Annotated in this window: 20 protein-coding genes; 15 read left to right on the forward strand and 5 right to left on the reverse strand. The window is 66.3% G+C overall.

Going from position 1 to position 19,429, the window contains the following annotated elements; translation table 11 throughout:
- Position 1: 1 nt before the first annotated feature.
- Positions 2-1,630: an ABC transporter substrate-binding protein gene (locus CGLY_RS14710; protein WP_052540319.1), complete on the reverse strand. Its 1,629-nt coding sequence runs from the start codon at positions 1,628-1,630 to the stop codon at positions 2-4.
- 156 nt (positions 1,631-1,786) lie between these two features.
- On the opposite strand from CGLY_RS14710, the gene CGLY_RS17985 reads away from it, so the two are divergent.
- A complete protein-coding gene (locus tag CGLY_RS17985) occupies positions 1,787-1,912 on the forward strand; it encodes a hypothetical protein (RefSeq protein ID WP_265101952.1) in 126 nt (41 codons plus the stop codon).
- Between the two features lie 240 nt (positions 1,913-2,152).
- Here the strand turns inward: CGLY_RS17985 and CGLY_RS16915 are convergent, their stop codons facing one another.
- The gene (locus tag CGLY_RS16915) at positions 2,153-2,416 is read right to left on the reverse strand and encodes a hypothetical protein (RefSeq protein ID WP_052540322.1); all 264 of its coding nucleotides are present in this window, start codon (positions 2,414-2,416) and stop codon (positions 2,153-2,155) included.
- A 124-nt stretch (positions 2,417-2,540) separates the two neighbouring features.
- Between CGLY_RS16915 and CGLY_RS16920 the strand changes: the two genes are divergently transcribed.
- Positions 2,541-2,900: a ferredoxin reductase domain-containing protein gene (locus CGLY_RS16920; protein ID WP_052540323.1), complete on the forward strand. Its 360-nt coding sequence runs from the start codon at positions 2,541-2,543 to the stop codon at positions 2,898-2,900.
- A 6-nt stretch (positions 2,901-2,906) separates the two neighbouring features.
- On the opposite strand, the gene CGLY_RS14720 is transcribed toward CGLY_RS16920, so the two are convergent.
- Positions 2,907-3,797: a carbon-nitrogen hydrolase family protein gene (locus CGLY_RS14720; RefSeq protein WP_038550358.1), complete on the reverse strand. Its 891-nt coding sequence runs from the start codon at positions 3,795-3,797 to the stop codon at positions 2,907-2,909.
- Between the two features lie 36 nt (positions 3,798-3,833).
- On the opposite strand from CGLY_RS14720, the gene CGLY_RS14725 reads away from it, so the two are divergent.
- The 12 genes from CGLY_RS14725 (at position 3,834) to CGLY_RS18050 (ending at position 16,475) form a co-directional block, all read left to right on the forward strand.
- Positions 3,834-5,309, forward strand: coding sequence for a SulP family inorganic anion transporter (locus CGLY_RS14725; RefSeq protein ID WP_038550360.1), 1,476 nt, complete (start codon positions 3,834-3,836; stop codon positions 5,307-5,309).
- Between the two features lie 161 nt (positions 5,310-5,470).
- Positions 5,471-5,794 (forward strand): hypothetical protein, encoded by a 324-nt coding sequence (locus CGLY_RS14730; RefSeq protein WP_038550361.1) that lies wholly within the window; start codon positions 5,471-5,473, stop codon positions 5,792-5,794.
- Positions 5,794-7,191 (forward strand): alpha/beta hydrolase, encoded by a 1,398-nt coding sequence (locus CGLY_RS16925; protein ID WP_052540335.1) that lies wholly within the window; start codon positions 5,794-5,796, stop codon positions 7,189-7,191. Before CGLY_RS14730 ends, CGLY_RS16925 begins: the two co-directional genes overlap by 1 nt.
- Positions 7,191-8,336 carry an NAD(P)-binding domain-containing protein gene (locus tag CGLY_RS14740; RefSeq protein WP_038550363.1) on the forward strand — a complete coding sequence of 382 codons (1,146 nt, stop codon included), beginning with the start codon at positions 7,191-7,193 and terminating at the stop codon, positions 8,334-8,336. The genes CGLY_RS16925 and CGLY_RS14740 overlap by 1 nt, the downstream gene beginning before the upstream one ends.
- A 96-nt stretch (positions 8,337-8,432) precedes the next feature.
- Positions 8,433-9,518, forward strand: coding sequence for an LLM class flavin-dependent oxidoreductase (locus tag CGLY_RS14745; protein WP_038550364.1), 1,086 nt, complete (start codon positions 8,433-8,435; stop codon positions 9,516-9,518).
- 54 nt (positions 9,519-9,572) lie between these two features.
- A complete protein-coding gene (locus CGLY_RS14750) occupies positions 9,573-10,499 on the forward strand; it encodes an exodeoxyribonuclease III (RefSeq protein WP_038550366.1) in 927 nt (308 codons plus the stop codon).
- A gap of 143 nt (positions 10,500-10,642) precedes the next feature.
- Entirely contained in the window at positions 10,643-11,296 is a 654-nt protein-coding gene (locus tag CGLY_RS14755) for a GyrI-like domain-containing protein (protein WP_038550367.1), read from the forward strand.
- A 102-nt stretch (positions 11,297-11,398) separates the two neighbouring features.
- Positions 11,399-12,769: an alpha/beta fold hydrolase gene (locus CGLY_RS14760; RefSeq protein WP_038550370.1), complete on the forward strand. Its 1,371-nt coding sequence runs from the start codon at positions 11,399-11,401 to the stop codon at positions 12,767-12,769.
- A gap of 21 nt (positions 12,770-12,790) precedes the next feature.
- Entirely contained in the window at positions 12,791-14,308 is a 1,518-nt protein-coding gene (locus tag CGLY_RS14765; RefSeq protein ID WP_038550371.1) for an amino acid permease, read from the forward strand.
- Positions 14,309-14,335: 27 nt separating this feature from the next.
- Positions 14,336-15,184 (forward strand): PhzF family phenazine biosynthesis protein, encoded by an 849-nt coding sequence (locus tag CGLY_RS14770; protein ID WP_038550373.1) that lies wholly within the window; start codon positions 14,336-14,338, stop codon positions 15,182-15,184.
- 11 nt (positions 15,185-15,195) lie between these two features.
- A complete protein-coding gene (locus CGLY_RS18045) occupies positions 15,196-15,954 on the forward strand; it encodes an MFS transporter (RefSeq protein ID WP_320406893.1) in 759 nt (252 codons plus the stop codon).
- On the forward strand, positions 15,951-16,475 hold the full coding sequence (locus CGLY_RS18050; protein ID WP_320406894.1) for an MFS transporter: 525 nt from the start codon (positions 15,951-15,953) through the stop codon (positions 16,473-16,475). The genes CGLY_RS18045 and CGLY_RS18050 overlap by 4 nt, the downstream gene beginning before the upstream one ends.
- On the opposite strand, the gene CGLY_RS14780 is transcribed toward CGLY_RS18050, so the two are convergent.
- Entirely contained in the window at positions 16,452-16,934 is a 483-nt protein-coding gene (locus tag CGLY_RS14780; protein WP_038550374.1) for a heat shock protein transcriptional repressor HspR, read from the reverse strand. The two genes, CGLY_RS18050 and CGLY_RS14780, sit on opposite strands and share 24 nt — an antisense overlap.
- Before the next feature lie 20 nt (positions 16,935-16,954).
- Positions 16,955-18,175: a molecular chaperone DnaJ gene (gene dnaJ, locus CGLY_RS14785; protein ID WP_038550377.1), complete on the reverse strand. Its 1,221-nt coding sequence runs from the start codon at positions 18,173-18,175 to the stop codon at positions 16,955-16,957.
- Between the two features lie 190 nt (positions 18,176-18,365).
- Here dnaJ and CGLY_RS16930 point away from each other — a divergent pair, with 190 nt between their 5' ends.
- Positions 18,366-19,421, forward strand: coding sequence for a hypothetical protein (locus CGLY_RS16930; RefSeq protein WP_052540339.1), 1,056 nt, complete (start codon positions 18,366-18,368; stop codon positions 19,419-19,421).
- Positions 19,422-19,429 lie beyond the last annotated feature (8 nt).

The raw sequence follows: 19,429 nt of genomic DNA on the forward strand, positions 1-19,429 counted from the left end.
GTCATTCTCCTTTAGCCAGCCAGGTGTCGAAAAGTTGGAGGCGACTGGAGGCCTCGTACTTGTATCCGTTCACGTTGGGCGCGGTGGCGGAGATCCCGGAGAGCTCGACGAGTGGGATGACATTGCCTTCATCGACGAGTTCGGTGGTGGTGTCGGCGATGATCCGGGACCGCTCCTCGTCGTCGGTGGCGTAGAGACCGTCCAACAGCAGTTCGTCGACGTGGTCGGTGTCCCTGGTGTTGACGTCGCGTCCACCGGAGTCGAAGACCGTGCGGAGCACGTCCGGGTCGGAACGGGTGAGGTTGTAGAACTCGACGTCGTTGTCGTGGGTCTCTTGTGAAGCCGAGGTCTCCGCCATCGTCTGCTCCTTCAGCTGCAGGTCGACGCCGACCTCACGCAGCTGCTGCTGGACGAGTTCGAGGAAGGGTGCGGTCTGCCAGTAGCCGACGGTGAAGCTGAGCCTCTCGCCATCCTTCGTCCGGAAGCCGTCGTCGTCGCGTTCGGTCCAGCCGGCATCGTCGAGCAGCTCATTGGCCTTGTCCGCGTCGTATGCGAGGATGTCGGACTGGTCGGTGTAGCCGGGGGTCGTGGAGCCCAGGACGTTGGTCGCCGGCTTCTGCCGCTTCGAGAGCACCGCGGTGAGCTCGTCGCGGTTGATCGCCGCGTTCACGGCCTGGCGGAGGCGCTTGTCGGCGAAGGGCCCCTTGCTCCAGTTGGGGAAGAAGGAGTAGTTCACACCCGGGTTCGGCCGGTCGATGATCGGGAAACCGGACTGGTCGAGCAGTTCCTCGTCCTGCGGTTGGACGGCGGTGTCCACGTCGATCTGGCCGGACGCCAGGCTGCCGTTGCGGACGCCGGACTCGGGGACGACGGTGAACTCGATGCCGTCGAGGTAGGCCGGGCCGTCGTGCTCGGCGAGGGAGGAGCCCCAGTCGTAGTCGTCGTTGCGGACCAGGGACGCTCCCCCGGACGCGCTGAAGTCGGCGATCTCGAAGGGTCCGGTTCCGACGAGGTCGCCGGTGCAGCGCTCCTCGGGGGTCTTCTCGAGGGTGCTCGGGGCGTAGAAACCCAGGGTCATGGTCGAGCTGGCCTGGAGGAACTGGGCGTTAGGTTCGCTGAAGCGCACGGTGACCGTGTTGTCGTCCGGGGTGTCGATGCCGTCCAGGCCCGCGAGGTAGGTCGAGCCCAGCGAGGACTTCGCCCCGAGGTCGACGATGGACTCGAAGTTGTCCTTCACCGACTGGGCGTTGAACTCGGTGCCGTCGGCGAAGGAGACCCCGTCGCGCAGGTGGAAGGTGAAGGTCGTCGAGTCGTCGCTGACGTCCCAGCTCTCGGCGAGCCACGGCACGATCTCGCCGGTCTCGGGATCCTGATCGGTCAGGGAGTCGGTGAGCTGGCGGGAGACGTTCAGGGCGGAGTTGTTGCCGACCTGCTGTCCGTCGGCGCAGGTGATGTCTCCGTCGAATGCCACACGCAGCGTTCCACCGGACACGGGCGGACCGGAGTAGTCCGCCCCGTCCTGTCCGGTGGCGGAGCCACAGGCGGCGAGACCGGCGACCGTGCCGAGCACGAGCCCCACGGCCGCCACCTGCTTCACCGCATACTTTCCACTAGACCGCTCTGTCTGCATGTGTGGCCACGGTAGTCCTGCAATCCCGCAGGTCGAACACTTCAGTTCACGGCGAAACCAAACCCCGGGTCAGGTTGCACCCCGGTTCACCTCCGCCACACCCTGGCACACCTCAAAGCCCGACCGTCCGACGGAAACAATGTCAGAATGTCTCTCATGACAGCTTCAGGCTCCGCTCTGGACGCGTCCCTGGCGAGGGCGCGGGAGAACCTCGACGCCATCCTGGACCGAGGCCGTCTCCACTACGCTCGCACGGCACCAGCCGCCGAACCGGTCGACTAGCCCTCCGGTACCGGCGCCGCGGCCACCGTGGACCTGACGCTGGTGCGCCGCGCGGCACTGTTCGCCTCCACCGGCGTCACTCGGGACGGCAACTTCGAGGACCCCCAGACGGCCGTCCTCGCGGACGTCGGTCGTGACCTCCGCAAGTACGGGGTCGGCACCGGCCACTACGCAGCCATCGGGGAGGCTGCCACCCGGGCGATCACCGAGGTCTTCGGCTGTCCCGACCCCGGCACCGACCTAACCTACCGTCATGCCGAGGAGCTGGGAATCCCGGAGGGGGTCACCGAGCTCCTCCAGATCGTCGACCACGCCGTGCGCATCGCCGCCCTCGGTGCCGTGGAGGACGAGGAGGCCGGCATTCCGGCGACCCTGCCAGCGACCGTGCTCGAGATCGAGCAGCGCACCCCGCGGGTGACGGTGGTGCGTCTGGCCGCCGACCTGTCCCGTCCGAAGGCGAACACCGGGTGGCCCGGGCAGTACCCGGAGGTGCGTTCCGCCCACTCCCCCCACGTCCTGGCCGAAACTGGCGTCCGCGATCCCACCGAACCCGGACGGCTACCTGGAGTTCCACCTCTCCCACCCCGTCGGGGACACCCCGGCGGTCAGCACCGGCAACACCTGGGTCGTGGCGAACCCGACCGGTTCGCTGGAGGTGCCGGAGGGCGCCCGCAACGTCCTGATGGTCGCCGTCGAACATGGGCCGGCAGCTCTGGGGTCATTGGTGCTGGACCTGTCGTCGAAGCAACAACGACCGCAGGTTCACCTGTACTGGTCCACCGGAAACCCGGAGGACCTGCACGAGAAGATCGGGCTGGAGGGCTTCGACCGCGGCTTCGACTGGTTCACGTTCTCCGTCGGCACCGCCGCCGACGCGGTGGCGGACGCATCGCTGATGGACGGAGCGTCCTACGACACCGTGCTGGTGGCCGGGGCGGACACCGCCGCGCTCACCGGACTGCCGGGGACGCCGCGGGTGATCAAGTGACCGGCGCTACTCGCCCTTCTTGCCGATTTCCAGGTCCTGCCGGTGCCCCTTGAGCACAGGAAGCCCCTTGCGGACCTTCTCCACATGGTTCGGGTCGATGTCGACCATGAGGATCTGGGCGACGTACCCGGACTCCGCCAGCCGGGCCCCACCCGGGCTGACGATCACGGAGTGCCCGATGCCCGTCGGCCCGTCGTTCTGCCCGTAGCGGTCCGGGGAACCGGGGCGAGCCTGTCCGGCAGCGACGAGGTAACTCGTCGTGTCGAGAGCACGTGCAGCGGTCAGCGTGCGCCACTGATCAAGTTTTCCGGGGCCGTCGGTCCAGGCGGTGGGGACGACCATGACCGTGGCACCCTCCTCTGCCAGCGCGTAGAAATGTCCCGGGAAACGGATGTCGTAGCAGGTCGCCAGGCCGATGGTGACCCCGTTGATGTCGTAGGTGACCCGACGGGTACCGGGCTTGACGGTGTCGGACTCCCGGTAACCGAAGGCGTCGAAGGTGTGGATCTTGTGGTAGTGCTCGGTGCCCTGTGGGCCGGTGATCAGCAGGGTGTTGTGCACGCGTCGGAACTTGTTCGCCTGTCCGGAGCCCTCCACCGGCTCCGTCTGCAGCTCCCCCGACGGCAGCCGGTAGACGGTGTCGGCGGGGGTGAACATGCCGACGACGGCGGTCGTCCCAGCGTCCTTCGCCGCCTTCTCGACGGCGCGCGCGAAAGGACCGTCGAGCGGCTGGGCGATGACATCGAGGCGTCCTGCATCGAAGGGGAACATCGCAGCCTCCGGGAACACCACCAGGTCGGCACCATTTTCGGCGGATCCGGCGATATAGGATCTTATTTTCTCGAGGTTCTTGTCGACGTCCGGCACGGAGTTCATCTGGATGACGGCGATGCGCATGCTGCCAAGGGTACGTGACCGGCTTAGGATTGTCGGGTGAGTTCTTCTGCCGCCGAACGTTCCCCGGCCAGTGTGTTAAGCGCCCTCCGCAACCCCCGCCTGCTCACCGTCGAGGTCCTCGGTGGTCTGGTCACAGCCTTCGCACTGATCCCGGAGTCATTGAGCTTCGCGATCGTGGCAGGTCTGGACCCGATGATGGGCCTGTACGCGGCGTTCACGATGGCGTGTGTGACGGCGGTTCTGGGCGGACGCCCCGGCATGGTGTCGGGTGCGGCGGGGTCGATCGCCCTGGTGATCTTCCCCGTCGCCCGCGACCACGGTGTGGAGTATCTGCTCGCCACGGTGATTCTCGGCGGCGTACTGCAGATCGTGCTGGGTGCGCTGGGGGTGGCGAAGCTGATGCGCTTCATTCCCCGCTCGGTGATGGTGGGGTTCGTCGATGCGTTGGCGATCCTGATCTTCTCGGCGCAGCTGCAGCACCTGGTGGGTGTGCCGTGGCTGGTGTATCCGTTGACGGCGGCCGGGTTGCTGGTGATCATCCTGTTTCCCCGCTTTACGACGCATTTCCCGGCGCCGTTGGCGTCGATCCTGTTGATCACCCTGGCGGTGATGGTGTTCAGCTGGGATGTTCCGACGGTGGGTGACCAGGGGGAGTTGCCGTCGTCGTTCCCGGGGTTCGGAGTACCGTCGGTGCCGTTCTCGGTGGAGACGCTGGGAATCATCGCACCCTATGCGGTGGCGTTGGCGCTGGTGGGGCTGATGGAGTCTCTGCTGACGGCGAAACTGGTGGACGATCTGACGGACACGCATTCGGACAAGACCCGCGAATCACTGGGGCAGGGTGCGGCGAACGTGGTGACGGGGTTCTTCGGAGGCATGGGTGGCTGCGCGATGATCGGGCAGACGATGATCAACGTCAAGCAGGCCGGTGCGCGGACCCGGGTGAGTTCGTTCCTGGCCGGGGTGTTTCTGATCGTATTGTCGGTGTCCTTGTCGGATCTGGTGGGACAGATTCCGATGGCCGCATTGGTGGCGGTGATGCTGGTGGTCGCCTTCACCACCTTCGACTGGAACAGTGTGCGCACATTGCGGGTGATGCCGCTGTCCGAGACGGTCGTACTGCTGGTGACGGTGGTGTCCACGGTGGTCACGGACAATCTGGCGGTCGGTGTGATTCTGGGGGTCATCACGGCGATGGTGGCTTTCGCCCGACGCGTGGCGCACCTGACCAGGGTGGAAAAAGTCGGTGGAGAAGGCAGCGGACGGTACCGGGTAGACGGTCAGCTGTTCTTCGCATCCTCCAATGACCTGGTGTACCAGTTCGATTACGTCGCCGATCCGGATGAGGTCACGGTCGATTTCTCGGGTGCGACGGTATGGGATTCCTCGACAGTCGCAGCACTTCAGGGCGTCCGCGAGCAGTATGCGCGACGGGGGAAGTCAGTGGCGTTCACCGGCCTGGATGCCACGAGCAGGGGGTACATAGACCGGTTGGAGGGTCGTCTGGACTGAGCTCCGGACCGGCAGGTTGTGCACAGAATCTCGGAGTGTGGTGGAGAATCCGACGAAAGTTATGCACAGTATCCGGCCCCCAGGACCCTGTTCTTCCGCCGGGGCATCCAGCCGTCGTAGCCTCCGTGGACCGCAGTTCACCGATTCTTTCAGGAGGCAGCATGCCCACCGTGTTCGGTATCCATCCGTCGCAGGTCAGGACGACCGCACGAGAGTTGAACGAGGAAGCGTCCACGGTGACGGCTGCGGCTCAGGTTCTTGCTGCATGTGTACCGGCACCTTCTGCCTTACCGGGCGGGCGAACCGTGAGCGCGTTGGCCGAGGGCGCCGGGCGGATCTCCCGCACCGTCGACGGAGAGGCCCGGGTAATCGAGGTACTCGGTATCGATCTGCGTTCCTTCGCTGACGTGGTGGAGTTCGCCGAGCAGGACGCCGTGGGCTCGTTGTCCGCACCACCGACGGCGCCACCGGCAGGTGTGCGCTGATGGACGTGCACACACTCGCCGGAGCGCCGGTGGAGGAGGCCACCGATGTCGCCCGGCAATGGTCCTCGACAGCAGATGATCTGACCTCCGTCGGCACAGATCTACGGGCGCACGGGGAACTACCGGGATGGGCCGGCACCGCGTCCGAGGCAATGCGTCACCGCGTCGACAGTTCCGCCAACCGGCTGCTCGCAGTCACCGTGGCCGCCCGGTGGGTGGGTCTTGTTCTACGACATCACGCCACGGTACTGGCCCGGGTGAGGTCCCAGGTCACCCCGGTCCTGGCACTGGCCCGGACGTCGGGAATGCGGGTGTCACCCGGCGGCACGGTGACTCCACCTGCACCGGTACCGCCGTTGACGGCCGTGGCGGCCGCCTGGTCGCTGGTACTGCATGCCTGCTGCACGTTCGCCACTGCTCTGGACGATGCGACGGCAGCGGTGATCACAGCGATGTGTTCGGTGCGCGAGGCACCCCTGGTCTCTGCAGTCGACCGCGGAGCACTGGACACCGGAGCTACCGCTGAACTCGTCGCCGACCCTGGGGCGACATCCGCGGCAGTGACCCTGCCGACAGGGTTGACCACACCGCTGGACGATGCCCGGGAGACGGTGCTACGGAAGGCTGTCGTCTCTGCTCGTCAGGAACTTGCGCTGCGGGGGCTGGACCCGGATGCTGTCGGGGTCGCAGTCGAGCAGATCGACGGGGAGGCGATGGTCGTCGTCGGCGACATCCGCACGGCGGACAAGATCACCACACTGGTCAGTGGCGTCGGTTCGTCGGCGGACGGGGCACTGGTGGGGTCTGCCGGCGGTGCGGGGCGTATCGCCGGGGCCGGACATGCCGTCATCGCCTGGCACGGCTACAGCGCACCGCGGACCGTGGGACACGGAATGAACCCGGCCTACGCGGGAGCCGGTGCACCAGCGCTGCGGAGTGTGCAGTCGGCCCTGCGGGACCAGTCTGCCGACGGTACCGAACTACAGATCGTGGCACACAGTTACGGCACAACTCTTGTCGGCGCAGCCGCACGGGACCCGTCGGCCCCGCTGGATGCGGACACCATCCACCTGCTCGGCAGTCCCGGCACCGGAATGCGCCGGGCGGACCAGATGCATGTCGACGCCCTGGACGGTCAGGCGGAGATCCACACGTGGCGGGCGCCGGGAGATCTTATCGGTGCGACGACCGGTACGTTCGGAGGTGTCCACGGCGTTGACCCGACATCCGCGAGCTTTGGTGCGGACACGGCCAACGGATCCCCGGCCGGGCAGCAGGGTGGTGTCGTCGGACGTATCCTGAACCGTATGACCGACGGTTACCTGTGGTTCCGGGGCGAATGGGACTCCCACAGCAGCTACCTGTCCGACGACCATGTTCTGGAACAGGTGCGCTGATGTACTCGGTGATCATCGTCGGCGCCGGGCAGGCCGGACTCGCCGCCGCACACGCACTGGCGCGCAAGGGCATCGCCCCGGGAGACGAGATGCTCATACTCGACGGCAACGACGGTCCTGGCGGTGCGTGGCGGCACCGGTGGGACTCGTTGACCCTGGGAAACGCCCACGGCATCGCCGACCTTCCGGGCCTTCCGATGCCCCGGCCAGACCCTGAGGTCCCCGCGTCCGACCTGGTGGCCGACTACTACGGCACCTACGAGGACACCTTCGATCTGCAGGTCAGACGACCCGCCCGCGTCATCCGGGTCGACGGGAACGCGCCGGGGCCGCTCACCGTGACGGCGATGATGGACGGACAGTGCTCCTGCCTGCAGACCCGGATGCTGATCAACGCCACCGGCACCTGGACACACCCTTACATTCCTTACGTCCCCGGCATCGACCGCTTCACCGGACGCCAGCTGCACACCACCGACTACAGGCGGAAGGAAGATTTCGACGGTGAGAGAGTGCTCGTCGTCGGTGGTGGTCTGAGTGCGGTCCAGTTCCTGCTCGAACTCCACGAACCCGGTGGGGCCGCGTCCACGGTGTGGGCCACACGCCGCCCACCGAACTTCGTGGACCGGACCTTCGACAATGACGACGGCACCTGGGGGCGGGCCGTGGAGCGCCGGGTCCGTGCGGACACCGAGCGTGGCCGGCGTCCGGCCTCCGTGGTGCGCAACACCGGCATACCCGCCCTACCGAGGTACCTGGACGGTGTGACCGCCGGAACGCTTGTCTCCCGCGGCATGTTCACCCGCATCGACGAAAGCTCGGTGACCTTCGGCGGAGCCGGCGATGAGATCCCGGACCCGGACCTGGTACGCCCCGACAGTTGGAGCCCTTTTCCTGCAGGGCACCGTGAACCAGTGGACGTGATCTTCTGGAACACGGGGTTCCGGCCTGCTCTGAACCATCTGTCGCCGCTGCATCTGCGTGAGCCCGGAGGCGGGATCACCGTTACCAACGAGGTGGAGGTGGTGCGCGACGACCGCGTCCTGTTGGCAGGTTACGGGTCGACGGCATCGACGGTGGGGGCGAACCGCGCGGGACGCCTCGCCGGCCAGGTGGCGGCCCGACGACTGGCGGGGAACGACTGATCGTGTCCTGCCGCCTCCTGGTCAAGCGCCCTTGTGGTGGTACCTTTTCTGCCATATAGTTGACGTGTCAACTACTTTAGATCTCCAGGAGATGTCATGAAGGCTTTCGGCTTCCTCAGTTTCGGCCACTACGACCTCGGCGCATCCGGACGCTCCACCCCGGGACGCACCATGCCCGGCGCGAAAGAGAACATCAAGAACGCCGTGGACATTGCTGTCGGCGCTGATGAGATCGGCGTGAACGGGGCCTACTGGCGCGTACACCACTTCGCTCCACAGCACGCCGCTCCCATGCCGATCCTCTCGGCCGCTGCGGCCAGGACCACGCACATCGAGGTCGGCACCGGTGTGATCGACCTGCGCTATGAAAACCCACTGCATCTGGCGGAAGAGGCGGCGCAGCTGGACCTGCTCTCTGACGGCAGGGTGGCCCTCGGCGTCTCTCGCGGATCGCCCGAGCCGGTGGACCGCGGTTACGCCGAGTTCGGTTACCGCCCGGACGCGGATGATCCGAAAGGCGCGGAGATGGCGAGACAGAAGTTCGATCGTTTCATGTCCGCCGTCGACGGGGAGGGAATCGCCACCGCACTCCCCCTGGATGAGCAGTATCCACGGATGTACCAGCCGAATGCACAGGTGCCGGTGATGCCGACATCACTGTCACTGCGTAAGCACGTCTGGTGGGGCGCAGGTTCCCGGGACACCGCCGTGTGGGCCGCTCAGAAAGGTGTAAACCTGATGAGTTCGACGCTGCTCACCGAGGCCAACGGCGACGAATTCGCCGACCTCCAGGCTGATCAGCTCCGATTGTTCCGTCAGGCATGGAAGGAAGCGGGCCACCCGTGGACTCCCCGGACGTCGGTGTCCCGGTCGATCTTCCCGATCCTCTCGGAAACGGACCGCCGCATGTTCGGCTCAGGCGACGACGGCGGGGTCGGCTACATCGACGACAGCACCGCCACCTTCGGACGGACCTACGCCGACGAGCCCGATAGGCTCGTCGAGGAGCTGAAGAAGGATGCGGCCGTCATGGAGGCGGACACTCTGATGCTGACGATCCCCAGCCAGCTCGGGGTGGATGCCAACCTGAGGATCCTCTCCGCTTTCGCCGAGCACGTCGCCCCTGAGCTGGGCTGGGAGCCGAACACTGCAGGTCCGGTGAAGGGCTACCCGATCTCCTGATCCTGTCAGTGGTCGGGATGCTGACCGCGCTGCGACAGAATGTAGCCTCAGGGGATGCTCCGCATCGCAACTGCCAATGTGAACGGGATCCGGGCCACACACCGGAGAGGTTTCGACGACTGGCTGGCCACCCGTGACTGTGATGTCGTCGCCCTCCAGGAGGTGCGGGCGCAGGCCGACAAGCTTCCGGAACGAGCCTTCGGCGGCTACCACGTGGCACTGGAGACCGGCGACATCCCCGGGCGCAACGGGGTCGCCGTCCTCACCCGGCAGCAGCCTGCAGCAGTGCGCAGCTGGAGCGGCAGTGCATTACTCGGTGGCCCCGATGCCGGTCCCGACGACCTCCAGCAGGTTCCGGCACCCGATCACGTGGGACGTGCCCGGGAACTTCGGCCGTTCGCCAGCCAGGGCCGCTACCTCGAGGTTGACCTCGCCGGCGAACCTGTCACCATCGCCAGTCTCTACCTGCCGAAAGGCGGACTCCCGGCGGAGCTCCAACGACCAGAGCGTATGCGCGAAGCGCCCGACGGCGGAGCACGGTACAACCGCAAGATGAGCTTCATGGCGGGATTCTCTCGCTACCTCACACGCACCCGCCGGGCAGCCGCTTCTGCGGGCAGGGAGTTCCTTCTGATGGGCGATTTCAACATCGCCCATACCCGTCAGGATCTCGCGGCCTGGCGCCGCAACCAGAAGAATGACGGCTTCCTGCCGGAGGAACGTGAGTGGTTCGGCAGTCAGTTGTCCACCCGGACACTCATCGACGTCGTCCGGCACCTGCACCCTGAAGCGGACGGCCCGTACTCGTGGTGGTCATGGCTCGGCCAGTCCTTCGCGAATGACACAGGGTGGCGGCTGGACTATCACCTCGCCACTCCCCGTCTGGCGCGCGCAGCGGTACACACCACGGTCGACCGAGATCATCGTGGAGTGCGCCTCTCCGACCACTCCCCCGTGGTCGTGGACTACGACCTTGGGTGACCCGCACCGATCCGGTCACGGAGCTCAGCTGAACCGTCGCCGCCGAGCCGTCCACAGGTATCCTTTCGCAGTACAGGCACCATCTGCCCTCACCAGTACTCGAGTCGGCGCTACTCAGAGAGAGGACCCGTTACCGGGCAGCCATGACCACCAGCAAGATCGATCTCAAGAAATCCCTCGACTCCTACCGCGCACCGCGCGGCACGTTCCGCATAGTGGACGTGCCACCACTGCGGTACATCATGATCGACGGGCACGGGGACCCGAACACGTCCCCCGCCTACGCCTCCGCGCTCGAGGCAATCTACCCGGTAGCCTATGCGATGAAGTTCGCCAGCAAACGCGAGTTGGGTCGCGACTACGTGGTTCCGCCACTGGAGGGACTGTGGTGGGCCGAGGACATGTCAACGTTCACCACTCACCGGGACAAGTCCCGGTGGAACTGGACGATGATGATCATGGTCCCGGACTGGGTCGGCAGCGACATGGTCAACGCTGCAGTGAACCAGGTGAAGAAGAAAAGCTCACCCGCCCGACTGGGAGATGTGAGGCTGGCGGAGCTCTCGGAAGGACTCTGCGTCCAGACGCTGCACATCGGCTCCTTCGATGACGAAAGTGCCGTCCTGGAACAGATGCACCATAACTTCATCCCGGACAACGCCCTGCAATTGAGCGGGACCCACCACGAGATCTACTTCAGCGACCCTCGCAAGACTGGGCCTGAGAAGCTTCGCACGCTGTTACGGCAACCAGTCACGCCTATCGAAGCTGCGACCAGCGTCTCTTTTGAGGAATGATCTGGAGCTCGGACGACGAAGATGTGGACAACCACCGACCTGTGGACGAACTTCCGTCCCCGGGCCACTCCACGTCCACCCGCTCCGGTAAGACTGGAGGACATGAACTCCAGCGCCTCCCCCAACCTCCGGACAACTTCGACCCGCCGCCACGGACACACCGTCCGGGAACATGTCCTCACCGCGCCGCTGGTCCATCACTCTCCTGACCCACGTACCGTCGAGATCTACGCCCGCGAGTATGTCCCGGACGGCGGCGAGGATCGCCCCGCGCTGCTGTTCCTCCAGGGCGGACCCGGCCACGGGGCACCCCGTCCCACAGCGAACGGTGACGGCGGATCCCTCTCAGGGTGGCTCGGCGAGGCGCTCAACCACTACCGGGTGATCCTGTTCGACCAACGCGGCACCGGCCGCTCAACTCCCGTCGATGTCGCAGCTCCCGAAGCACTCGGACCCACACCCCAGGACCAGGCCGACTACCTCACCCACCTACGTGCTGACAGCATCGTGGAAGACGCCGAACTGCTTCGCCGGGCACTCGGTGACGATCCCTGGACGCTGTTGGGCCAGTCTTTCGGTGGATTCTGCATCACCTCCTACCTCTCCCGTCGACCCGAAGGAGTCCGTGAAGCTTTCTTCACCGGCGGACTGCCCGGTTATGCCAACGACGCGCACACCCGGGTGGACGACATCTACCGCGCCACCTTCGCCAAGACCGCCGTCCGCAACGACCGCTTCTACACCCGCTTCCCGTGGGCGCGGCACCGTGTGGCCGAGATCTGCCGTCACCTGGACGACACCGAGGAGACACTGCCGACCGGCGAGCGTCTGACGTCACGCAGGTTCCGCACCGTCGGCATGAACCTGGGCCGCACCGGGGGTTTCGACATGTTGTCCTACCTGCTGGAAGACCCCTTCCGCACCGTCCCCGGCAGCCCGGGGGCCGCGGGACGTCGCCGTCTACGCACACCCTTTCTCACCGAACTGGCCGGACACCTCAGTGTGTCGGACGCCCCGCTGTACGCGGTGATGCACGAGTCGATCTACGGCATCGACACCGCCACCCGCTGGTCGGCACACCGTCTCCGCGAGGAGGTCTCCGGTTTCACGGAGAACACCGAGAACACCGACCGTGCCGGCGGTCCGCTCTATCTCACCGCCGAGCACTTCTTTCCCTGGCAGTTCGAAGAAGATCCAGCGCTGCGCCCGTGGAAGGAAGTCGCCGACCTGCTCGCCGCAAAGGATGACTGGACGCCGCTCTACGACGCCGACCAACTACGGCAGACAAGCGTCCCGACCGCCGCCGCGGTCTACCTCGACGACATCTTCGTCCCGTTCGAGCTGTCGATGGAGACGGCCTCGACGATCCGGGGATTGCGCCCCCGCGTCACCAACCGCTGGGAACACAACGGAATCAGCCAGGATGGCGCCGCTATCCTGCGGCATCTGCGCGCGCTGGTGAAAGATCACTGATCCGGGATACTCTGTCTCCCCGTGACTGACACCTCCACCGACCCCGGCACGCTGCCCCGGCGGGACACCGTCCGCCTGCCGACGCTGGTCTCCCTCATCGTCGGATCCTGTGTGGGCGCAGGCATCTTCGCCCTGCCGCAGAACATCTCAGCAGTGGCCTCGCCGGGTGCCGCGATCATCGGCTGGGTGATCACCGGCATCGGTATGTTGTGCGTCGCCTTCGTCTTCCAGGCATTGGCACAGCGCAAACCGAACCTGGACTCCGGGGTGTACAGCTACGTTCGGGGAGGCCTCGGCGATTTCGTCGGGTTCGCGTCCGGCTGGGGATACTGGCTGGGCAGCATCATCGCCCAGGTCGGCTACGCCACCCTCTTCTTCGGCTCGCTCGGCCACTTCCTCCCCCTCTTCGCCGACGGCCAGTCACTCGTCCAGGCATTCTTCGTCTCGGGGCTGAACTGGGTGATCTTCCTGGCATTGTCGCGAGGAGTACGCCAGGCAGCCGTCCTGAACGTGGTCACGACCGCGGCGAAACTCCTGCCGATTCTCGCGTTCCTCGGGATCCTGGTCTTCGCCGGTTTCCACACCGAGATCTTCACCGCCGACTTCTGGGGATCAGCGAATACCTTCGGCGACAACGCCGATGAGGCAGCAAGTCTGTCCGACCAGGTCAAGGGCATGATGCTGTTCACTGTGTGGGCGTTCATCGGTGTCGAAGGGGCTTCGACATACTCACGCCGGGCACGCCGCCGCAAGGACGTCTCCATGGCCACCTTGCTGGGCTTCCTCACCGTGTTCCTCCTGTTGGTCATGGTCAGTTTCCTGTCCTACGGCGTAGCGCCACGCGAGGAGCTCGCTGCCATGGGTGACAACTCCATGGCCGAGGTCCTCGAACTCGTCGTCGGCCCGTGGGGTGCCGGTCTGGTCTCCATCGGCCTGTGCATTTCCGTGCTGGGTGCCTACGTCTCCTGGCAGATGCTGTGCGCCGAGCCAATCACCCTGATGGCGCAGGACGGCCTGCTCCCCCGCAAGCTCGGATACATCAACCAGCGTGGCGCCCCGGTCGTCGCCCAGCTGTTCTCAGCGATCGTCATCCAGCTGTTCATCGTGATCTTCTACCTCAACGAGTCCGCCTACACCACGATGGTGCAGCTGGCGACATCGTTGTATCTGATCCCGTATCTGTTCTCGGCACTGTACCTGGTGTTCCTGTGCACCCGCGGCGAAGGAATCTCCCACCCCGATGCCGGGACGAAGTTTGACCTGTCCGGTCCCACCGTGGGCGCTCCGACCAACCGCCGGCACCTGCTGATCGGCGCGTTGGCATTCGTGTACTCACTGTGGCTGTTCTACGCCGCAGACGTGAAGTACGTCCTGATGGGCATGGTTCTGATCGTCCCCGGCATGATCGCCTACGTTGTCACCCGCCGCCGTGCCGGGGGACGCGTCTTCAACGCCTTCGAGTGGGTCATTGCCGTCGGAGTCACCGTGGCGGCGGTCGTCGCGGTGGTGCTGATCGCCCAGGGGACGCTGAGCCTGTGATACTTAGGGTCATCTACACTCCGTACCATGACCCACCACCGCTTCGCCCAGGTCGACGTCTTTTCTGACGACCCCTACCTCGGCAATCCTGTCGCCGTCATCCTGGATGCCGACCGCCTCTCCGATGAACAGATGGGACGGATCGCCCGCTGGACAAACCTGTCCGAGACGACGTTCGTGCTGACGCCTACTGCTGACACCGCCGATTACCGGGTCCGGATCTTCACCCCGGGTGGGGAGCTCCCCTTCGCCGGGCATCCCACCATCGGCACCGCGCACGCATGGCTGGAGAACGGGGGGTCACCCAAACGGCCCGGCGTCATCGTCCAGGAGTGTGCGGCGGGGCTGGTGGATGTCCACCATGAGCCGGGAGCGGCCACACCTCTGGCCTTCACCGCCCCACCGACGACCCGGTCTGGACCACTGTCCGATGAGGTGCTCGCCAAAATCTGTACCGCGCTGCGTGTCGGACGGACAGACGTGATCGCCCACCAGTGGGTGGTCAACGGTCCACAGTGGGCGGCAGTCCAGTTGCAGGATGCACAGGCGGTTCTGGACCTCGTGCCGGACTTCAGCACCGTCAACGACCTCGACATCGGCGTCTTCGGTTTCTACGACGCGTCCAACATCGAGATCCGGGCATTCACTCCGGCCGACGGCATCATCGAAGATCCCGTGACGGGATCCCTCAACGCGTCAGTCGGCCAGTGGCTCTTCCGCACAGGCATGGTCCAGGGCCCCTACACCGCCTCCCAGGGGACGGTGATTCGGCGGACTGGACGGGTACAGGTCGTTCCGGTCGACGACGGCACTGTCCGGGTCGGCGGTGTCGCCACGACGCTGTTCCGCGGAAGCGCCGAGACTCCCGCCTGCTAGCATCCGAGCTCATGGAGCTTCCGGAGAACGCAGATGCCGTGAACACTGCGGACACCCTGGACGCTGTCGACATCGACCGTATCCACCAGCGCACACTGCGGGTCGTGATCCTCAGTCAGATTCTCGGCGGCGCGGGACTCGCAGCGGGCATCACCGTCGGTGCCCTGCTGGCGCAGGAGATGCTCGGCTCTGACCGCCTCGCCGGCCTGCCGACAGGTCTGTTCACCCTCGGTTCCGCCCTCACAGCATTCCTTGTGGGCCAGTCCACCCGACGGTTCGGCCGACGCGCCGGCCTGGCCTCCGGGTTCCTCGCCGGCGGCCTCGGCGCCGTCGGTGTCCTTATTGCCGCCGTGCTCGACAACCCGGCGCTCCTCTTCGTCTCGTTGTTCATCTACGGTGCCGGCACGGCGACGAACCTGCAGGCCCGCTACGCCGGGGCCGACCTCGCCCCCCCGAGGACCGACGTGGCCACGGCACGTCGATGGCGATGGTGGCCACCACCATTGGTGCTGTCGCCGGACCCAACCTCGTCGAACCGATGGGGCGGGTGGCCGAGTCCCTGGGAATCCCGACGCTCGCCGGCCCGTTCCTCCTCGCTGCGGTGGCGTACGCCGGCGCCGGTGTCGTGCTGTTCCTCCTCTTGCGTCCCGACCCCTACCTGCTGGCCCGTGAGATTGCGGGCCTCGCTCCAGCCGGCGGCACCGCGACCCCGACCGACGGTCCCGCCACCGGCCACCCGGCCGGTGTACGCCTGGGTGCGGCGATCATGATTCTCACGCAGATCACCATGGTCTCGATCATGACGATGACGCCGCTGCACATGCAGGCCCACCACCACTCCATCGGCGCGGTGGGGCTCGTCATCGGTCTGCACGTCGGCGCGATGTGGTTGCCGTCCCTGGTGACCGGACGACTCGTGGACACCGTCGGACGTCTTCCCGTGGCCATCGCCGGTGGGACGGTCCTGCTGGCCACCGGCGCACTGGCCGCCCTGGCTCCGGGCGACTCGTTGGTTCTCCTGGTCGTTGCCCTGATGCTGCTGGGACTCGGCTGGAACCTGGGATTGGTCTCCGGCACCGCCATGGTCGTCGACGCCACCGTGCCGGACAACCGACCACAGGTCCAAGGCACCATCGATGTCTTCGTCGCGGTCGCCGGTGCAGCAGCCGGACTGGCCTCCGGTGCACTGATGAGCGCAGTGAGCTACCAGGCACTCGCCGTGGTCGGCGGCCTGATCCCGCTCGTACTGCTGCCGCTGATGCTGCGGTCAGCGCTCACCGCTCGACGATGAGCTGTCGCCCCCGTCCTGACCACCACCCCGGCCGCCGCGCCCCCTGCGCCGCCGTTGCTCCCACAGCACCACCGCGGTGGACCGCGGGACGTGGACGATCTCACCGCGTCGTCCACCCCGCGCCGTCTGTCCGGAGTTCTGCTCAGCGGCCGCGAGGCGCAGCTGCAGGACGTCGACCTCGTCCTTCAGGTCCCGGACCTGGTTCTGAAGGTCGATGATCGCCTTGATCCCGGCGAGGTTCACCCCCTCGTCGTGGCTGAGCCGCTGGATCTCCAGCAGTTGGTCGATGTCGTCGCGCGAATAGCGGCGTCCACCGCCACTGGTGCGCTCGGGCGAGACCAGACCCAACCTGTCGTAGGTACGCAAGGTCTGTGCGTGCATCCCCGTGATCTCCGCGGCGACGGAGATCACGAACACCTCCCGGGATTCGCCCGGAACGTCTCCGTTCCTGTCACTCATCTTCAATCACCAGCTGTCTGTCAGTTGCCGGACCAGCCCGCACGGGGGTCAAAACCGGTTCGTTTCTCTTCCTCAGCGTAGTGACGCAACGCACTCGCCGCGCCCTCGTCGAGATTCTTCGGCACCGCGACTTTCACCGTCACCAACAGGTCACCGGATGCACCATTGCGTTTGGTGACACCGCGGCCGCGGATACGCAGCGTCGTCCCGTCTGCGGTTCCCGCCGGGATCTTCACCCGCACGCGGGTGTCCAGTGTCGGCACGGTGACCGCCCCGCCGAGGGCGAGTTCGGTGAAACTGACCGGCACGGTCATCTTCAGGTCGTCACCGTTGCGGGTGAACAGGTCATCGGGACGGACATGGACGGTGACGAACAGGTCACCGGCGGGCCGCCCGCGCTCGCCTGCCTCACCCTGGCCGGCGAGCCGGACCTTCTGCCCGTCGACGACACCGGCGGGCACGCGCACGGTGATCGTCCGGGTGCGGGTGATCCGGCCGGTCCCCGAGCAGTCGTGGCACGGGTCCTCGATCCGGGTTCCGGTTCCGTTGCAGTCAGAGCAGGGGCGGGAGAACCCGAAGGCACCGCGGTTCTCCGACACCACACCGGTCCCGGAACAGGTGCCGCACCGGGCGCTCGACGTCCCCGGTGTCGCTCCGGATCCGTGGCAGGTCGTACATGCCGCCGGGCTGGTCAGACGAATCGGGACGGTGACACCCTTGGTCGCCTCACGGAAATCCAGGGTGATCTCCGTCTCGACGTCCGCCCCACGGGTCCGTCGCTGGGTACGGGTGCCGGCACCCCGGGTTCCTCCACCACCGAACATGTCACCGAAGACATCGCCGAAACCGCCACCGCCGCCGCCCGCGCCGGCACGGTTGAACAGGTCACCCAGATCAAAACCGTCGAAGCCACCAGCGCCACCAGTGCCACCAGCGCCCCCGGTTCCACCGGGCGCACCACCGAAGCCGCCGAAGCCACCTCCCGGAGCCCCGTAGCCACCGCTGGCAACCATCTGCTTCAACTCGTCGTATTCGGCACGCTTGTCCTTGTCACCGAGTACGGAGTAAGCCTCCGAGGCGGTCTTGAACCGGTTCTCGGCCGCAGTGTCGCCCGGATGCGCGTCGGGATGGTTCTCCCGCGCGATCTTGCGGTAGGCTTTCTTGATCTCGTCGGCCTCCGCGGTGGACGACACGCCGAGGTCGGCGTAGTAGTCCTTGTCGATCCACTCCTTCTGGGCCACCTGGTTCCTCTCTTCCTGAACAGTCCCGGTTGTGCCGGGGTCTCCGGTCTTCTGCTGACTCTCCGGGGGCCGCCGCCACTGGCCGCAGAGCCCGGAACCCTCTCATGAAACTTGAGCCTATCACGCTAAGGTCTATCTCCTCTAACGCACGCCGCGCGGCAGACATTCCCGGCTGTTAGGGTAGGTTCCCATGTTCTCCAGAGACGGTCGGAAGCGGCCCACCCCACGGCGGGTCGTCGACCCGGAGGCACCCGACGCAATGTTCCCCCACCTCCCCCGTCAGCGTGCTGACCTGCTGCGGGAGGAGACGATGCGGTACCTCCACGCCGAGGGGTTCGACACCACCTGGCGCCCGGACGGGTACATCGTCGCCACACCCGCCCGCGGGCAGGAGGGGCAGGACGAGCAGGACGCCCCGCCCCCGCAGTCCCGCCACCTCATCGGACTGGACAACCTCTCCCTCCAGATCGCCGCCGCACCACACGCCCCGGCGTCCGAGATCACCGAGCTGATCCGATACTTCCTCGCCACGGTTCTCACCGACATCGACGTCGAGGCGCTGACCGACGCCGATTTCCTCCGGCAGCTGCACGTCCGTCTCGCTGCCCGCGGCACCCTGGACGCCGCATCCGGTGCCGTGGACGACGCTACCCGCGATTTCACCGGTGACCTGCACGTCTCTCTCGTCCTGGACACCCCGGACGCCATCATGACCCTCAACGACGAGGCACTCGCCGCCCACGGTACCGCTACCCGGGAACAGCTCGCCGACCTCTACCGCGTCGGGTACCGCAACACCTGGCAGGAACTCCACGACGCCTCCGTCGACGTCAATGAGGTCCGTGGGGATGTGCACGGTGACGCCCCCGGCGCGCACTTCCACGTCGTGGAGTCCGATTCCTTCTTCCTCGCCAGCGCCCCCTTATTTCTCGACGAACTGTTGCCCCGCTGGCTCCCCGACATGGACACTTCCGCCGGAGTGATGATCACCGTGCCACACCGCCACCTGATGCTCGTCCGGGAGGTCACTGCGGGGCAGGACCTGCTCGACGGCATCAACACCATGACCTCGGTCGCGCTTGCCCAACTCACGGCCAATCCTGGCCCGCTCACTGCCCGGCTCCACCTGTCACACGAGGGTGACATCCGTGTCTTCACCGACATCACCACCGGCGACGACGGGCAACGAATCCTCCAGATCGACCCTGACGACTACCTGCTGTCCCGGCTCGAGAGCGAGAACTGACCACGGTG

The sequence above is a fragment of the Corynebacterium glyciniphilum AJ 3170 genome, from assembly GCF_000626675.1.
GTDB lineage: Bacteria > Actinomycetota > Actinomycetes > Mycobacteriales > Mycobacteriaceae > Corynebacterium > Corynebacterium glyciniphilum.

What these genes read in the sequence shown, in the direction of transcription:
- CGLY_RS14710 (WP_052540319.1), bottom strand. Translation starts at nt 1,630, where the DNA reads ATGCAGACAGAGCGGTCTAGTGGAAAGTATGCGGTGAAGCAGGTGGCG.
- CGLY_RS17985 (WP_265101952.1), top strand. Translation starts at nt 1,787, where the DNA reads ATGACAGCTTCAGGCTCCGCTCTGGACGCGTCCCTGGCGAGGGCGCGG.
- CGLY_RS14720 (WP_038550358.1), bottom strand. Translation starts at nt 3,797, where the DNA reads ATGCGCATCGCCGTCATCCAGATGAACTCCGTGCCGGACGTCGACAAG.
- CGLY_RS14730 (WP_038550361.1), top strand. Translation starts at nt 5,471, where the DNA reads ATGCCCACCGTGTTCGGTATCCATCCGTCGCAGGTCAGGACGACCGCA.
- CGLY_RS16925 (WP_052540335.1), top strand. Translation starts at nt 5,794, where the DNA reads ATGGACGTGCACACACTCGCCGGAGCGCCGGTGGAGGAGGCCACCGAT.
- CGLY_RS14740 (WP_038550363.1), top strand. Translation starts at nt 7,191, where the DNA reads ATGTACTCGGTGATCATCGTCGGCGCCGGGCAGGCCGGACTCGCCGCC.
- CGLY_RS14745 (WP_038550364.1), top strand. Translation starts at nt 8,433, where the DNA reads ATGAAGGCTTTCGGCTTCCTCAGTTTCGGCCACTACGACCTCGGCGCA.
- CGLY_RS14750 (WP_038550366.1), top strand. Translation starts at nt 9,573, where the DNA reads ATGCTCCGCATCGCAACTGCCAATGTGAACGGGATCCGGGCCACACAC.
- CGLY_RS14755 (WP_038550367.1), top strand. Translation starts at nt 10,643, where the DNA reads ATGACCACCAGCAAGATCGATCTCAAGAAATCCCTCGACTCCTACCGC.
- CGLY_RS14760 (WP_038550370.1), top strand. Translation starts at nt 11,399, where the DNA reads ATGAACTCCAGCGCCTCCCCCAACCTCCGGACAACTTCGACCCGCCGC.
- CGLY_RS14770 (WP_038550373.1), top strand. Translation starts at nt 14,336, where the DNA reads ATGACCCACCACCGCTTCGCCCAGGTCGACGTCTTTTCTGACGACCCC.
- CGLY_RS18045 (WP_320406893.1), top strand. Translation starts at nt 15,196, where the DNA reads ATGGAGCTTCCGGAGAACGCAGATGCCGTGAACACTGCGGACACCCTG.
- CGLY_RS18050 (WP_320406894.1), top strand. Translation starts at nt 15,951, where the DNA reads ATGATTCTCACGCAGATCACCATGGTCTCGATCATGACGATGACGCCG.
- CGLY_RS14780 (WP_038550374.1), bottom strand. Translation starts at nt 16,934, where the DNA reads ATGAGTGACAGGAACGGAGACGTTCCGGGCGAATCCCGGGAGGTGTTC.
- CGLY_RS16930 (WP_052540339.1), top strand. Translation starts at nt 18,366, where the DNA reads ATGTTCTCCAGAGACGGTCGGAAGCGGCCCACCCCACGGCGGGTCGTC.